This is a genomic window from Desulfosporosinus sp. I2 (assembly GCF_000960765.1).
In the GTDB taxonomy this organism is placed as follows: Bacteria; Bacillota; Desulfitobacteriia; order Desulfitobacteriales; family Desulfitobacteriaceae; genus Desulfosporosinus.
This window is the reverse complement of the sequence record NZ_JYNH01000046.1, coordinates 14,532-31,473: the sequence shown is the minus strand read 5'-3', so window position 1 is coordinate 31,473 and position 16,942 is coordinate 14,532. Positions and strand designations below refer to the sequence as shown.

Genomic DNA, 16,942 nt, shown 5'->3' with positions numbered 1-16,942 from the left:
GAGCTTAGGCCTGTTTAGTAATTTTGCTATCTCAGTTAACTTATCTTAAAATAATCTAATTTAAAAAACCTAAGGCAGTAAATTCCACCAATTTTTATCAGGATTACTGCCTTAGGCCTTTTTAGTTATGGCCAGAGCCAGCTGAGTTAAAAAATGATTGGGATCCACAATATTTTTAATTGACATATAATTAATAATTAGTATAATAATAAATAATATCTTAAGATCTTTATACATATATTCATACCATAGGAAGATACAAAACAACATTAAAGAAGAGAGGAGAATGATAATTAAAATAACGGGCATTATTCAAGACCTTTCCAGAATACATTTAAATGCATATTTAAAATAATTGGGGGTGCAACGATGACTGAACTCATCTTATCCAGGTTACAATTTGCAGTAACCACGTCCTATCATTTTTTATTCGTGCCTCTGACCTTAGGGCTGGGTGTTCTCGTGGCGATGATGGAGACTTGGTATGTTCGAACGGGAAATGAAACTTACAAGAAAATGACGAAGTTTTGGGGTAAATTATTCTTGATAAACTTTGCTATGGGTGTCGTGACAGGCTTAGTCCAAGAGTTTCAGTTCGGAATGAACTGGTCTGAGTATTCCCGATTTGTAGGGGATATCTTTGGTGCACCATTGGCTATTGAGGCATTAGTAGCATTCTTTCTAGAGTCAACCTTCTTAGGAATATGGGTATTTGGTTGGGATAAATTGCCCAAAAAGGTACATGTCATGAGTATTTGGCTGGTAGCAATCTCCTCTAATTTATCTGCACTCTGGATCTTAATTGCCAACTCCTTTATGCAAGAGCCAGTGGGGTATATTTTGCGAAATGGTCGTGCTGAGATGACCGATTTCTGGGCGCTAATTACAAATACCCATATTTTTTATCAATTTCCGCACACCGTACTTAGTGGCTTTGTAACAGGGGCGTTTTTTGTCATGGGGATCAGTGCTTACCATTTATTAAGAAAACATTCCTTAGACGTTTTTCAACGGTCATTCCATATAGCGGTTATCTTTGGACTAATTAGTGTTTTTGGAGTTGCTGGAGTGGGGCATTTACAAGGAATGTACCTTGCAGAAACCCAGCCCATGAAGATGGCAGCGGCTGAAGCGCATTGGGAGACGGAAAACCCTGCTGGATTAATATTATTCGCCTCCATTAATCAGCAAGAACAGAAAAATAGCTTGGAACTTAAAATACCAAGCATGTTAAGCTTTCTTTCATATAATCGATTTACAGGTGAAGTTAAGGGGATTCATGAGCTTCAAACCGCTGCAGTGGACCAGTATGGACCAGGCAACTATGTTCCCCCTGTCACGTCATTATTCTGGAGTTTTAGGATTATGCTGACCGTTGGAATGTGGCTAATCCTGATTGCATTGCTAGGTCTCTATTTCTATAAATCAAATCGCTTAGACAAAAAAGCTTGGTTCTTAAAACTTGTGCTCTGGACAATTCCGGTTCCCTATATTGCTAATACGGCGGGCTGGTATATGACGGAGGTCGGTCGTCAACCTTGGATTGTCTATGGATTACAAAAAGTAGAAGCAGGAGTTTCAACCTCAGTTTCTGTACTCTCTATGCTCATTGCTTTTTCTGGTTTCCTCCTGATTTATGGAGTCTTAGCAGTAGCTGAGATTTACCTCATGATCAAGGTAGTCAAAAAAGGACCAGAGGTGGATAGCACGGACGAAACGTCGCATCGTGATATAAAGGGGGCGTCACTATGGACTTAAACATACTTTGGTTCATACTCATCACAGTTTTATTTGTCGGATTCTTTTTTCTGGAAGGGTTTGATTTTGGAGTTGGAATTTTGCTTCCATTCCTGGGGAAAAACGATACAGAACGTCGTGTCATCATTAATACCATCGGACCGCATTGGGATGGAAATGAGGTATGGTTAATTACTGCTGGTGGAGCCATGTTTGCTGCTTTTCCCAATTGGTATGCTACCTTATTTAGTGGCTTTTTTCTTGCCTTATTTCTGGTATTATTCAGTTTAATTATTCGTGGAGTTGCTTTTGAATTCCGCAGTAGTGATAGCAGTCTCCGTTGGAGAACCACCTTTGATTGGATGATCTTTACAGGAAGTTTACTGTCCGCTCTTCTTTGGGGTGTGGCCATGACGAATGTGGTTAAAGGAGTTCCAATTGATGCCAAAATGCAATATGTAGGAACCTTCTTTACCCTACTTAATCCGTATGCAATTATTGGGGGGTTAACCACACTGTTCGTTTTCATGTTTCACGGTGCTTTGTTCCTCAGCCTAAAAACAACGGGTACCTTGGCTAAGCGGGCTTTGAAGGCCGCCCAAAGTATCGGGATAGTAGCGATTCCGGTCGTTCTACTGTTAGCAGGGTTAACCTATTTCCAGACAGATCTTTTTTCAAATCTTGGAGCAGGTATTACTTTGCTAGGATCCGGAATAACTCTTGTTGTTGCCTATGTTTTAATTCGCTCCAATAAGAACGGTTGGGCTTTTATATTGAATGGATTGACGATTCTTTTATTTACCGTAGCCTTGTTTTGGGGACTCTTCCCACGAGTGATGGTGTCGAGTCTTAATCCAGCTTGGAGTCTAAGCATCTATAATGCCTCTTCTAGCCCCTACACGCTGAAGATTATGACGATCATTGCCCTGACTATGGTACCCATTGTTCTTCTCTATCAAGGATGGAGTTATTGGGTCTTCCGTCATCGAGTCACAGAAAAGGACCTTCATTATTAATGAACAATTCTTTAGAATGAAGGGGCAAGGGAAAACTTGCTCCTTCATTTTTCACTTTAGCTTACTTAATTTTGGGACGAAAGCTTTCCAAAAATATGATAGGATTAAATCAAAAGCATAGACAGCCATCTATTAAATGAATTTGCACACATTGTATGTTAAGGATGGATGCAAGTAAAGAATGTAAGTAAAGAATCGTCCATTAACTTGCGCACAAAATATTTAAAATAGATGCAAGTTGAGAACCGTCCCCAACTTGCACTCTGAAGGGATGACAGAATGTTTGACAAGCGGTTAATACAAGAGGTGAGACCTGTCAGGGGTTACCTTTTACTCACGGTCGGAATGGGTATTGGAATCGCTTTACTGGTTGTCACTCAAGCCTGGCTTTTCTCTCAAGTGGTTGGGGAGGTCTTCTTAGAGGGGGCAACCCTTGCTTCAGTCTGGAAGTTTCTTTGCCTAATTTTGGGAATCATTGTGCTGAGGGCAGTTTTGCAATGGGTAAGCGAAGTAAGTGCCCATCAAGTGGCTTCCTACATTAAATCGAGTCTGAGGGAACGTTTGATACGCCACGTTGTCTGTTTAGGACCTATATATATTCGTGGGGAGCGGAGCGGGGAATTGATCACAACTGTGGTAGATGGGATTGAATCCCTTGAGGAGTATTTTACAAAATACCTTCCTCAATTACTTTTGGCTGCAGTAATTCCTCTTCTAATTTTAGGACTTGTGGTTCCCTTGGATTGGCAAACGGGTTTAATCCTGCTTTTAACGGGACCTTTAATTCCAATTTTTATGATCCTCATCGGAAAGTTAGCCCAGAAAAAGTCCTTGCAGCAATGGCAAAGTCTGAGCTGGATGAGTGCTCATTTTCTAGATGTCTTGCAGGGTATAACGACACTTAAAGTCTTTGGTCGGTCAAAGGACCAAATTCGAGTGATTGAAAGAGTCAGCAATTCGTTTCGAAAAGCTACCTTAAGTGTACTGCGGATTGCCTTTTTATCAGCACTAATCTTGGAGTTTCTGGCCACTATGAGCACAGCCTTAGTTGCCGTATCCATAGGACTAAGGCTAGTGAATGGAACCTTTTCTTACTCCTTAGGTTTGTTTCTCTTACTCTTAGCACCTGAATTTTATACACCCTTGAGAACCCTCGGCTCTAATTTCCATGCTGGGCTGTCTGGAGTTAATGCATCTAGGAGAATCTTTGAAATTCTAGATCTTCCTTTGATGAGCAATAAAGGCTACGACCTTAACTATCCAGACGATAAGAATTCCCATATACCTCCGACAGTTAAAGGCTTACCTTTAGATTTTCAAATTTCCTTCAAACAGGTTAGCTTGACTTATCAATCTGGAGAAGCTGCTGCCTTAAAGGGAATTAATTTTTCCCTTCATTGTGGCGAAAAAGTTGCTCTTGTCGGACCAAGTGGTGCGGGAAAAACTTCGATCGCTGAACTTTTACTGCGATTTATAGAGCCTTCTGACGGTGAAATCTTCATCAATGAACAAACGTTAAAGACCATTTCAGCAGATAATTGGCGGGAACATATTTCATACGTGCCACAGAATCCCTATCTTTTTGCGGGGAGCATTGCAGAGAATATTCAATTAGGGCGACCTTCTATGACGCTGGAAGAAGTTCAGAGTGCGGCTCAAGAGGCTTTAGCCCATGATTTTATAGTAGGATTTCCAAACGGTTATGAAACCCATCTAGGAGAAGGAGGTACTCGCTTAAGCGGCGGACAGGCTCAAAGGATTGCGATCGCCAGGGCATTCTTGCATAATACCCCTTTACTAATTTTGGATGAAGCAACTTCTAATTTAGATCCAGAAAGTGAATATGAGGTTCAACAGGCCCTCAAACGATTGATGCAAGGAAAGACTGCCTTAATCATTGCCCATAGATTAAGTACGATTCGTGAAGCAGATCGTATTCTGGTCATGAACCAGGGGCGGATCATGGAACAAGGTGACCACGATGAATTAATGGCCAATCAGGGGCTCTATTACCGTCTAGTAACGGAATATAGGGGTGAATCTCTATGAAGAGCCTAATCTGGTTAATGGACTTGATGTTACCTTACTGGAAGCGGATTCTGTTGGCGTTGATTTTGAGCATGCTTACCATCACAAGTCAGATCGGTTTAATGGCTACATCTGCCTATTTACTGGCCCGTGCAGCGCTTCAACCGCCCATTCTTGATTTGATGGTGACTATTGTTGGGGTTCGTTTTTTTGGATTATCTCGAGCCATCTTTCGCTATTTAGAGCGTTATGTATCTCATGATGTAACATTCCGAGTTTTAAGCCAAATCAGGGTTAAGTTTTATCAAGGGCTTGAACCTTTAGCACCTGCTCGTTTATTAAACTTTAGAAGTGGAGATTTACTCAATAGAATAGTTGCGGATGTAGAAAGCCAGCAAAATCTGTTTCTAAAAGTGATAGCGCCTCCGTTTGTTGCGATCCTCGTCCTTTTAGGGTATGGACTATTTTTGGCCCGTTATGACATGCGTTTTACAGCCATTCTGGCTGCCTGTTTCTTAACTGCAGGGCTAGTGATACCATGGGCAATCAAAGCCCTTACTCGGGGTGTCGGAACTCAGATGGTCGCACTTAAAGCGCAGCTGGATATCCAGGTTGCTGATACCCTAATGGGGATCACAGAATTAGTAGCCTTTGGTCAAGTATCAAAATACTTGAAGCGAATTCAGCTTACAGACAAGGAATTGCGGAGTCAAAAGCGACGAATAGCAGGGCTCTCAGCACTCTCTTCAGCCCTAACGGGAATGATCGCGAATTTAGGTTTATGGCTAGTCTTAGTCCTTGGGATTTTGCTTGTGGAAAAAGGACGCTTATCGGGAGTCAACTTAGGGATGTTAGCATTAGGGACGTTTAGCAGTTTTGAAGTGTTGTTTCCTTTAGCCCTAGTCCCGCATCATATGGAAGTAAACGTAGCTGGCGCGGAACGCTTGTTAGAATTGATCAAGGTGAAATCCTTCGTAAAAGAGGGGGTTGCTATAATTCCCCAATCAAGCGGAGTGGATTTTTCCTTTCAAAAGGTAAGTTTTCGGTATAGTCAAGATGAATCATGGGCTTTACAACAACTTTCCTTTCGGATTCCCCAACAAGGCAAGGTTGCCTTAGTCGGACCGAGTGGGGCTGGCAAAACCAGTGTGGTAAATCTTCTCCTGCGTTTTTGGGAATACGACGAGGGGACCATTGATTTGGGAGGGAATTCTATACGGGAGTTTACCCACGAGGAGGTACGACGTATTATTGGGGTTGTAACTCAGAGAACTCATCTATTTAACGCGACGATTCGAGAAAATCTCCTTTTAGCGAAACCTGAGGCAACGGAGGAAGAACTAATTCGAGCGTCACAACAGGCTAAGCTCCATGAATTTATCATCTCATTGCCCTTAGGCTATGAGAATTTCATAGGGGAAGGAGGATTTGAACTTTCGGGAGGGCAGAGACAGCGTTTAGCTATTGCTCGAGTTTTGTTGAAAAACGCTCCAATTCTAATTTTAGATGAAGCAATGGCTGGACTTGATCCTTTGACTGAACGGGAAGTAATGGATGAAATTTACCAACTCATGGAGGGGCGTACGACCTTAGTGATTACCCATCACCTTCCCGGATTAGAGAAAATGGATGAGATTCTGGTTCTTGATCGAGGTCGGATCGTTGAACGTGGAAAGCACGATAAGCTTCTATCACTGGGAGGGCTCTATCATGGAATGTGGAAGAGCACCGTCATTCGCTAATCTCTGTCCCTTGATCTAGCAACAATTCCGCTTCGTTAGCAGGAAGCGTCTGAACATTTTTAAGCTTTCGTTCAATCGTCCTTGACTTTCTCGTGGCAGTATCGATAGTGTTGCTTGCCTCTTGAAGTTTCTTCTGGGTTTTCTCTAAAATTTCTACAAACTTGCCAAATTCTGTTTTAACAGCGCTCAGTAAGTTCCAAACTTCACTAGAGCGCTTTTCTATTGCCAAAGTTCTAAAACCCATCTGAAGACTATTTAGAAGTGCTGCCAAAGTGGTTGGTCCGGTAATAACGATTTTATATTCCCGTTGGAGGATTTCACATAGACCAGGACGACGTAACACCTCAGCATACAATCCTTCGACAGGTAAGAATAAAATCCCGAAATCCGTCGTATTAGGGGGATCAAGATATTTATCTCGAATTGTTTTCCCCTCGAGTTTAATGCGTTGTTCTAAGGATTTACCCAGCTCTTCGATCCTTGGCAAATTAGCCTGATCCTGCGCTTCGATTAAGCGCTCGTAATCTTCCATAGGAAATTTAGCATCGATAGGGAGCCAAATAACATTGTCCAATCCGTCCCTAGCGGGAAGCTTGATAGCAAACTCAACACGATCGTTGCTGCCATTTTTAGTGATGACATTCGAGGAGTACTGTTCGGGCGTGAGAATTTGGTCCAACAAGTTGCTAAGTTGAATTTCGCCCCACATACCCCGTGTCTTGACATTGGTGAGTACTTTTTTCAAATCACCAACGCCAGATGCTAGGGTTTGCATTTCACCAAGCCCTTTGTGCACAGCCTCTAAGCGATCACTGACTAGTTTAAACGACTCCCCGAGGCGTTGTTCAAGTGTAGCGCTGAGCTTTTCATCCACAGTGGCTCGCATTTGATCTAATTTCTGGCCATTATCCTGCTGGAGGAGAAGGAGACGTTCTTCCACAGTTTTGCGCAATTGCTCTAATTTCTGATCATTCGTTTTGGTTAAGGAACCTAGCTGAGTAGCAAAAATATCTAATTGATTACGTTGGAGATTGGCGATTTCCGCCATTCGGGCCAGTACAGAATCGTTAAACAACCGGACGGATTGGTTTAATTCCTCACGAACTTGCCTGGCGTTAATATTGGATTCCTCTCGATTTTTGGCGATCTCTCCATTGACAAGCCGCTCGTTGCGTTCCAAGTTTTTTTCTAATGTCACAAATTTACTCTCAAATAGGATAAAGGGATTACGTAACGAGCGGATTAATAATATTACAAGTAAAATAAGAATGATAACCAAAAGGATAATCATTAAGTTGATTAGTAACAGATCTGTCATTTATGTAGCTACCTCCAAATTTTATTTTAACGCTAATAAACACTTTATCATATGGACGAGACAAAACTTAAGCGGATTGTAGAAAATTCAGGAGTTATTTTTCATACTTTGTATCTACCTCTCTTTTTATTAGAGGAATTTTCGGTTATAAAAGAGAAGATAGCATAAAAAAACCTAGAATTTTAATTTTTAAGAATAAACTAATGATTGTTAATATTCTAAAAACATCATCTGGAGGTATCAATGAAAAAGGTTAAGATGGGAGTTACATCACTAATCGCGATTGCTCTAATATTCGGGTTAGGTGGTTTATCCTTATTGTCCTATTTTAAGACGAAAGAACTTTTAATGGATAATTTAGAGATGCATATCTCCTCGCTGACGTTATCATCGGGTTCTGAAGTGGGCTTCTGGTTAGACACTCGTAAGACAGAAATTGAGATTATGGCAAATACCCCTAGTATCCAAAGTGGAGACAAATCAGCGATTGTCTCTTATTTGAGTAAAGAAGTCGAGCGTAATAAAGACTTTGAGGATATTTTCGTTGCCGATAAACTTGGGAACTATTATCTTAGTTCAGGTTTTGGTGGTAATATTGCTGACCGTGATTATTTTCAAAAGGTTATAACTACGGGCGAACCAATAATATCAGATCCCTTAATTTCTAGGGGGAGTGGAAATTACTCTATTATGTTGGCAGCTCCGATAATAATAAAAGACAAAGTAGTCGGCCTTTTAGGAGGTACTGTTAACTTAACTAAAATCACCCACCTTGTTACATCCAATAAAGTTGGAGAAATTGGGGAAGCTTTTATGATTCAGCAAGATGGGCTAATGATTGCTCACCCGAATCGAGAACTCATCATGAACTCCAATATACTTAAAGAAAACGATGTCTCTCGAAGTTATCAAGACGCGATTCATAAAATGGTTAGAGGGGAAACAGGGGTTACTAAATACAGCTATGAAAACGAGGACAAGTACCTTGCTTTTGCCCCAGTTCCAGGGGTCAAATGGTCTCTGGGAGTTACAGTACCATTAGTTTATATCACCAATCAATTGAGTTATTTGCCATTTTACTTTATTGGAGTAACACTTTTTATCGGGATTATTTTAGTATTTTTGTTGAGTCGCTGGCTTGTCGTTCCCCTTACAACATTGACAAAGTTTACGACGGAGCTCAATCATAATATTAATGAACCTGTGGTTAATTATAATTTGGATAGCCCAGTTTTAGAAGTACAATCTCTTACAACTAATTTTCAATGGATGGTAGAAGCACTTCAAGAAAGTTTTCTCGAACTAGAAAACTCAAAACTACACTTAAAGGGCGAAATTATTGAGAAAACGAAAGTTCAAATAAACCTTGAAAGAAGTTATGGAGAATTAGGGGCTACAGAGGAGGAGCTTAGGTTTAATTACGAAAAACTCCAATCAAAGGAAAAGTTATTGCGAGAATCAGAACGACGTTTACGTTCGATCCTCGAAAATGTTCAACTGATTACAGGAATTATGGATAAGGACGGCCGCATACTCTTTTGCAATGACTTTATTCTGGAATTATCTGGTTTTAAAAGGGAAGAAGTGATGGGGAGAAGTTTTTTTGATATTTTTGTCCCGTCTGAATTACGAGAGAGTGCAAATGCTTGGTTTCAAGAGGTATTGAATAGTAAGATGATAATAGTTCATAATGTCTATCCTATTCAAACTAAAAATGGTTTTAAGCGTTATGTCAATTGGAATCATACTCTATTATTTGATGCTGATGGGAATGTCTCTGGGGTTGCCAGTATCGGAGAAGATATTACCGAACGAAAACAATTTCAGGAAAAGTTAGAGCATATGAGCTTTCATGATGCCCTAACCAATCTTTATAATCGCACGTTCTTTGAGGAAAAGATACGTCTCCTTAGGGGTGATGATTATGCGCCAATAGGTTTGATTGTGTGCGATGTCGATGGTTTAAAACTTGTCAATGACACTTTAGGACATAACACCGGTGATAAATTACTATGGCTCACTGCTGGAATTATTAAGAAGTGTTTTCGTGAAGATGATCTCGTGTTTAGGATCGGGGGAGATGAGTTTGCCATCCTTTTACCAAAAAGCGACATGGAAATTGTGGAACAAGCTTGTTATAGAATTCGTAAGGCTGTCGAAGAGTACAATATCGAAAATGTAGAGCTTCCACTCAGCTTATCCATCGGATTTGCTGTGAGTGAGGAAACGAATGTGGATGTTGATATGGTCTTTAAAGAGGCTGATGATGGTATGTATCGAGAGAAACTACATCGAACTAAAAGTACGCGTAGTTCTATTGTTCAGGCACTTATGAAAGCATTGGAGGCAAGAGATTTTATCACGGAAGGGCATGCTGATCGTTTGCAAGACATCGTTCTTACCATTGGAGAAGCTATGGGTTTATCAGAGCGGGTTCTTGCAGATTTACGGTTATTGGCTCAATTTCATGATATCGGTAAAGTAGGTATTCCTGATCGTATACTTTTTAAACCTGGGCGTTTAACCAATGAAGAATTCAAGGAAATGCAACGACATAGTGAGATCGGAAATCGAATTGCTCAATCTGCTCCGGACTTACTGCCCATTGCTGATCATATTTTAAGACACCATGAATGGTGGAACGGTCAGGGTTACCCCCTAGGACTGAAGGAAAACGAAATTCCCATAGAGTGTCGTATTTTGGCAATTGCGGATGCCTACGATGCCATGACAAGCAATCGCCCGTATAGAAAGGCCATGAGCCAAGAGCAAGCTTTTTATGAATTGATGGAATACAGTGGGGTTCAATTTGACCCTAACTTAGTCCCTCTATTTATCAAAGTGATTAGGTTCTCCCTCAAAGGCATTGACTTATAGGATTTTCCATGATATTTTAAACAAAATAAATAGTGGTATAGGCAGGGGAGCTGGAAAGGCCGGCTGAGATTTAGACCCGATAAGGTCTAAGACCCTTTAACCTGATCTGGATAATGCCAGCGTAGGTAAGCAGTTTCACTCTTTTCTGAAAATAAAGAGTACAAATCTTATTCTGGAGATTTGTACTCTTTTTTTATACTAGTCAGAAAGTATAACTTCGTTATATACTTTCTGGAAGCATAAGGGCAACTAAGGCGGCCGCCTTCGCAAGGCTTCTCCGCTAAGCTAACACGTGCGAAGACAGTGTCTTCGGGCGCCAGCCAAGTTTTCTTTAATTTAAGAGTAATTAAACGACATAGGAGGTGCAATATGAAAAAGGTACTTACCATCGCTGGTTCAGATTGTAGTGGGGGAGCTGGAATTCAAGCTGATCTAAAAACGTTCTCTGCCCATGGGTTTATGGAATGAGCGTAATAACTGCAGTCACCGCTCAAAATACCCAGGGAGTCTTTGCCGTCCAGGATATTTCTAGAGATGTCATCGAGAAGCAAATAGAGGCAATTTTTGACGATATTGAGGTCGACGGAGTTAAAATTGGTATGGTTTCCCAAGTTCAGACTATTGAGGCGATTGCTGAACAGTTAAAAAAATATCTACCTCAAATCATCGTATTAGACCCAGTTATGGTATCTAAAAGCGGTTACCACTTGTTAAATCCGGAGGCAGAAGTAACTCTAATTAAGCAATTACTACCAATCGCTATGATCGTGACTCCAAATATTCCAGAAGCTGAGGTCATGACCAATAGATCTATTAGTACCCTAAAACAAATGGAAGATGCTGCTAAAGCAATAGCTCAGATGGGGGCTAAAAATGTTCTACTTAAGGGGGGGCACTTAGAGGACGACTCTGTCGATATCCTCTTTGACGGTCAAGAGTTTACTTATTTTACCTCGGTCAGGATTGCTACTAAAAATACCCACGGAACGGGATGTACTCTTTCGTCTGCCATTACTGCCAATTTAGCGTTGGGGTACAGTCTTAATCAAGCAATCTCTTTAGCAAAGGAGTATATCACAATTGCTATCCAGAACTCTTTAACGATCGGCAAAGGAGTAGGACCGACCCATCACTTTTATACATTATACAAAAAGGCGGGATTAATTGAGTGAGTATATTACAAAAAAATAATTTAAGCATGTTTAATTTTACAACACTTTGGTTTGGTGCAGCTATTTCTGTTGCGGAAATTTTAGCGGGTGGAATGCTGGCCCCCCTTGGCTTTAAGATGGGGCTTTTGGCAATACTGCTTGGACACTTAGTGGGGACAACGCTTCTAGTGTTAGGCGGGGTCATTGGAACCACTGAGAGAATACCTGCCCTAGTGTCTACTAGAATCTCCTTCGGCTTGTACGGGTCGTATATATTTTCGGTCTTAAATATTTTACAGTTGCTGGGTTGGACGGCAGTTATGATCATAGTTGGGGCGCGGTCTGTTAATGAGATTACCAAAACTTTATGGTTCTTTGATCATTTAACGGTTTGGAGCCTAATCATAGGAGCTTTTATAATGATTTGGGTTTGGCTTGGAAAAGATAGTGGTTGGAAAAAGGCCAACCATATAGCTGTAATTTTATTGTTTTTATTGACGATGGTTTTAAGTGTTATCATCTTCGGCAATCATGAGTTGTTTAGTAAGTTTGGTGATGGGGATATGCCGTTCGGCTCAGCATTGGAGTTAGCAGTAGTCATGCCCTTATCCTGGTTACCCTTGATTTCAGACTATACTCGATTTGCTAAGACGAAACGCGAGGGGGCCAGGGGAAGTTGGCTTGGATACTTTTTTGGTAGTAGTTGGATGTACACAATCGGCTTGGGGGCAGCCATCATTTCCAATGATCCTGACCCTTCAGCAATATTACTGGCTGCAAATCTTGGTATTGTAGCTTTAGGAATTATCGTTTTGGCAACGGTTACAACGACCTTTCTGGACGCTTATTCAGCCGGGGTCACTTTTTTGAATATATTCCCTAAATTAAACGAAAAATTAGTGGCCTTAGTCATGACCGCGATTGGAACTGGATTAGCTATTATCGTGAATATTGAACAATATCAGGATTTCCTTTATGGAATCGGCTCAGTTTTTGCACCGCTATTTGCAATCCTTTTGACGGATTATTTCTTTTTAAATAATAAAAAAATCCAAAAGGACCTTTTGATGAACTGGGGAACGCTAGCCCTCTGTGTTTTGGGTACAGTATTATACTATCAGTTCATCGAGTTAGACTTTGTTTTTGGCGCTACTATACCAGTTATGCTGATTATCAGTATCTTACATTCTATAACAGGGAGGTTAACAAAAAAATGGAACTACGTGAAAAAATCGTTCTGAATTTTAAACTTGTTAAGGAACAAAGCCCGCTGATTCACCATATCACGAACTACGTTACTGTGAATGATTGTGCTAATATCGTCTTGGCTATCGGAGGTTCCCCTGTGATGGCGGATGATCAGGAGGAGGTAGCAGAAATGGTGAGCTTTGCTTCTGCTTTAGTCCTTAATATTGGCACACTTAATTCCAGAACGATTAACAGTATGCTAGTTGCTGGATTAAGGGCGAAGGAGTTAGGCGTTCCAGTGATCCTAGATCCGGTAGGGGTTGGAGCAACAACGTTGAGAACTAACACTGCGGAAAAACTTATTAAGACTTTAAAACCCGAGGTCATCAGGGGTAATATGTCGGAAATCAAAGTTTTGGCTGGTCAAAATGTGGCTATAAAAGGAGTCGATTCGATCGCAGATGAACAAGGCAGCTCCGTAATTGCCAAAAATTTTGCCGCAGAATTAGGTTGCGTAATTGCCATTACTGGTAAAACGGATGTTGTGTCTGATGGTCGCAAGGTCTGTATGCTTGATAATGGACACAGAATTTTGGCTGATGTAACAGGAACAGGGTGTATGACGACCTCCCTTGTGGGAACTTTTTGCGGCGTAACTAAAGATTATTATTCAGCTACCGTGGCAGGAATAATAACCATGGGTCTGGCGGGAGAAATCGCTCATGCTTCGCTACATCCAGGGGAAGGAATAGGAACCTTTAGAAATAGGTTGATGGATTGTATCTATAATTTGACCCCTGAAATTCTTGCTACAAAAGGTAAAATTAGTTATGAGTAGAGTTAAGGTCGACTGTAGTCTATATTTAGTCACAGATCGAAAATGCCTCGAAGATAGGGATTTATTTCAAAGTATTGAGCAAGCCATTCAGGGTGGAGTTACCATGGTCCAGCTTCGGGAAAAATCAGTTCCTACTCGAGAGTTTCTACAATTAGCTATAGGGGTTAAAGAAATAACCTCTCGCTATCGAATTCCTCTAATTATTAATGACCGATTAGATATTGCCCTTGCGGTCGATGCTGATGGATTACATGTCGGACAGGATGACCTTCCCTTATTAAAAGCAAGGGAGTTGTTAGGCCCGAATAAAATCATTGGGGTTTCTGCCAGTACGCTTGCAGAAGCCCTTTTAGCCCAATTTCAAGACGCAGACTATTTAGGAGTTGGTGCAATATTTAGCACAACTACTAAGACAGATGCTCCAGAAGTCAGTTTAGAGCTATTAGAACTTATTAAAAAATCAGTATCAATCCCTGTCGTGGCAATCGGTGGAATTAATCCGACCAACCTACAACAAGTAATGGCGACTGGAATTGACGGAGTTTCAGTGGTATCTGCCATTTTGGCTCAAAAAGATTGTCGTCTAGCTGCCAAACAATTAAAAGATCTTATTAGTTATTAAACAAATTTGGATTAATGACAATAGCTTCACGACAAAGGTTAAGCCTTGCTATTGTTTGCAGAGCAGTTAAAAAAGGAACAATATTCATCCTTGTCGGAGATAAGCCTGTGAGTTATACTAGAAAACACTAAGGATAATCTTACTTAATCAAGGGGGAATTAGAATGTTAAACGATAAAACTGCCCTAATTACTGGAGGCGGGACAGGGATCGGAAGAGCGGTCGCTTTAAAATTGGCCCAGTCCGGAGTTAATATTGCGATTAATTTTTCTCGTTCAGAGCAAGAGGCATTAAAGACTTGTCAGGAAGTCAAGAATATGGGAGTTCGTTGCCAAATTTATAAAGCAGATGTTGCTCGAGATGTTCAAATTAGGGAGATGGTCAGTCAAGTAACGTCAGACTTTGGTAAGTTGGATATATTGGTAAATAGTGCAGGAACGACCCATTTTGTAGAGCATTCAGATCTTGAGGGATTGAAAGAGGAATATTGGGATGAGATTCTGGGGGTAAATGTTAAGGGATTATTCTTTTGTTGTAGAGCAGCATCTTCAGAACTCAAGAAAAATCAAGGTTGCATCGTGAATATCGCATCCATAGCAGGGTTAACCGGATTAGGTAGCTCTATCGCTTACTCAGCCTCTAAGGCGGCAGCAATAAGTATCACGAAATCGTTAGCTCGTGTTCTTGCTCCTGAAGTAAGAGTCAATGCAGTGGCTCCAGGAATTGTCCAAACCCGATGGGTAGAAGGGAAGGACGAGCATATTTCCCGACTTGCGGCAGGTACACCACTCGGCCGAATTGCTACTCCTGACGATATTGCTGAGGTCGTCTATTCGTTGATTGCCCATGCAGGGTTTGTAACTGGACAAACGATCGTGGTGGACGGAGGAAACTTTATTTAGGAACAGGTTGGTTTTGTATCCCCACTTTATAGCAAAGTTATTTCAGACCACTCTATGAGTGGCTTTTTCTTATCGGACATCGAGACGCCCACTTCTACAAGGGGCGTCTCCCTTTTTCTGTTACGTCTGATAAGAATTCTAAAAATCGGAAATGGACGCACCTTTTGTTTTCAAGACCTCCTCGTGGGGCATAATATGATTGTAAAGTGGGAACCCCTTTATACCCTGAAGATAACGTGTTATTATGTTACATAATACGATAAATAGTAACTATTTTTAAGAATTAATCGGGAGGTATACCATATTAATGGATTATTACAGAAATTTTTTTGAGAGTGAATTATTTAAAAAAATTATTTCTTTGCTGCTTTTGGTTATAATTCTTATCAGTATCAGACCTATGATGAATTTATTGCTGTTAACTTTTATGTTTTCTTTTATCTTATATGGTATGCAAAATTATATTTTTAAAAAGATTGTCAAGCTTATTCCTATTAATAGAACGGGGATCACATTTGCTATCTTTATATTATTGGCATCGACCATTGTTTTTGTAATCTATAAGTATGTACCCATCTTAACTAAGCAGTTATTGTATATCGGAGTTCAGCTAAGCAATTTCGATATTAATAATTATGAAGGAGTAATAAATCCTCACATAAGGGAAGCAATTAGCACTAACATTCAATCTTACGTTGTAGCAGGGGGGACTTACCTTATCCATTCGGTGACAAATATTTGGGAATTTAGTATAAATATTTTTATTGCCCTTATTCTTAGCTTATTTCTAATTGTAGAAAAGGATACGACGATTATATTTTTAAACAAGTTTGCATTTAGTAAGGTCGGTTTTATATATATCTACTATAAGAAACTCGGGAAAAATTTTGTTAATTCCTTTGCCAAAGTCATAGAAACTCAATTTTTAATTTCATTAATTAACACCATTTTAACAGCTATTAGTTTAAGCATATTGGGTTTCATCAAATAATTGGGCTAGGTTTTATGATTTTTATCCTCGGCATAATTCCTGTAGCAGGAGTTATTATTTCTTTGATCCCATTATCTATTATTGCCTTCAAATTGGGAGGATTATTAAAAATTATATATGTGTTGGTTATTATTACAGTATTACATGTTATTGGAGCCTATTTCTTAAGTCCTAAACTAATGGCAGCAAAGACTAAAGTTCCTGTTTTTTTTACTTTAGTGGTTTTGATCGTAGCAGAACATTTTTTGGGAATATGGGGGTTATTGTTCGGACTTCCTCTTTTCTTGTTTTTTCTAGATCTTTTGGAAGTAGAAGAATATGATTAAAAGAATACTTAAAACTTCTATCCCCAATGCACAATCAGCAGTATTTATTACTTCTTGAACCTATCATCAGAAATTATGATTGGAAAACTAATGGAATTGAGAGGAATTAATTATTCATTTAACGAATAATCAGATGATAGCATAAATTGTGTTAACCAATAGTCACAGCCCAATATGAGTTAATCTTCTGAATAACGAGTAAATTCA

The 16,942-nt window shown here is 40.1% G+C and carries 12 protein-coding genes, 1 pseudogene and 1 riboswitch; of the genes and pseudogenes, 12 read left to right on the top strand and 1 reads right to left on the bottom strand.

What is annotated here, in order from left to right:
- Positions 1–369: 369 nt before the first annotated feature.
- The 4 genes from UF75_RS12335 (at position 370) to cydC (ending at position 6,523) form a co-directional block, all read left to right on the top strand.
- A complete protein-coding gene (locus tag UF75_RS12335; protein WP_045574897.1) occupies positions 370–1,758 on the top strand; it encodes a cytochrome ubiquinol oxidase subunit I in 1,389 nt (462 codons plus the stop codon).
- The gene (cydB, locus tag UF75_RS12330; protein WP_045574896.1) at positions 1,749–2,753 is read left to right on the top strand and encodes a cytochrome d ubiquinol oxidase subunit II; all 1,005 of its coding nucleotides are present in this window, start codon (positions 1,749–1,751) and stop codon (positions 2,751–2,753) included. Before UF75_RS12335 ends, cydB begins: the two co-directional genes overlap by 10 nt.
- Before the next feature lie 279 nt (positions 2,754–3,032).
- Positions 3,033–4,802: a thiol reductant ABC exporter subunit CydD gene (cydD, locus tag UF75_RS12325; protein ID WP_045574895.1), complete on the top strand. Its 1,770-nt coding sequence runs from the start codon at positions 3,033–3,035 to the stop codon at positions 4,800–4,802.
- Complete coding sequence (gene cydC / locus UF75_RS12320) at positions 4,799–6,523, top strand: thiol reductant ABC exporter subunit CydC (RefSeq protein WP_045574894.1); 1,725 nt, start codon at positions 4,799–4,801, stop codon at positions 6,521–6,523. Before cydD ends, cydC begins: the two co-directional genes overlap by 4 nt.
- Here cydC and rmuC read toward each other — a convergent pair.
- Positions 6,513–7,841 (bottom strand): DNA recombination protein RmuC, encoded by a 1,329-nt coding sequence (gene rmuC / locus UF75_RS12315; protein WP_045574893.1) that lies wholly within the window; start codon positions 7,839–7,841, stop codon positions 6,513–6,515. The genes cydC and rmuC overlap by 11 nt on opposite strands.
- A gap of 243 nt (positions 7,842–8,084) precedes the next feature.
- Here rmuC and UF75_RS12310 point away from each other — a divergent pair, with 243 nt between their 5' ends.
- The 8 genes and pseudogenes from UF75_RS12310 to UF75_RS30065 all read left to right on the top strand — a co-directional run bounded on the left by UF75_RS12310 (position 8,085) and on the right by UF75_RS30065 (position 16,735).
- Positions 8,085–10,718, top strand: coding sequence for an HD domain-containing phosphohydrolase (locus tag UF75_RS12310; RefSeq protein WP_045574892.1), 2,634 nt, complete (start codon positions 8,085–8,087; stop codon positions 10,716–10,718).
- Positions 10,719–10,751: 33 nt separating this feature from the next.
- A riboswitch (TPP riboswitch) is annotated at positions 10,752–10,863 on the top strand.
- A gap of 224 nt (positions 10,864–11,087) precedes the next feature.
- Positions 11,088–11,890: pseudogene (thiD, locus tag UF75_RS12305) on the top strand (bifunctional hydroxymethylpyrimidine kinase/phosphomethylpyrimidine kinase).
- The gene (gene cytX, locus UF75_RS12300; RefSeq protein ID WP_197079387.1) at positions 11,887–13,110 is read left to right on the top strand and encodes a putative hydroxymethylpyrimidine transporter CytX; all 1,224 of its coding nucleotides are present in this window, start codon (positions 11,887–11,889) and stop codon (positions 13,108–13,110) included. The pseudogene thiD and the gene cytX overlap by 4 nt, the downstream one beginning before the upstream one ends.
- Positions 13,083–13,895: a hydroxyethylthiazole kinase gene (gene thiM / locus UF75_RS12295; protein WP_045574891.1), complete on the top strand. Its 813-nt coding sequence runs from the start codon at positions 13,083–13,085 to the stop codon at positions 13,893–13,895. Before cytX ends, thiM begins: the two co-directional genes overlap by 28 nt.
- A complete protein-coding gene (gene thiE, locus UF75_RS12290; protein WP_045574890.1) occupies positions 13,888–14,517 on the top strand; it encodes a thiamine phosphate synthase in 630 nt (209 codons plus the stop codon). The genes thiM and thiE overlap by 8 nt, the downstream gene beginning before the upstream one ends.
- Before the next feature lie 163 nt (positions 14,518–14,680).
- Positions 14,681–15,418, top strand: coding sequence for a glucose 1-dehydrogenase (locus UF75_RS12285; RefSeq protein WP_045574889.1), 738 nt, complete (start codon positions 14,681–14,683; stop codon positions 15,416–15,418).
- Positions 15,419–15,725: 307 nt separating this feature from the next.
- Positions 15,726–16,409 (top strand): hypothetical protein, encoded by a 684-nt coding sequence (locus UF75_RS12280; RefSeq protein WP_242860217.1) that lies wholly within the window; start codon positions 15,726–15,728, stop codon positions 16,407–16,409.
- A 14-nt stretch (positions 16,410–16,423) separates the two neighbouring features.
- Entirely contained in the window at positions 16,424–16,735 is a 312-nt protein-coding gene (locus tag UF75_RS30065) for an AI-2E family transporter (RefSeq protein WP_242860216.1), read from the top strand.
- Positions 16,736–16,942: the final 207 nt, after the last annotated feature.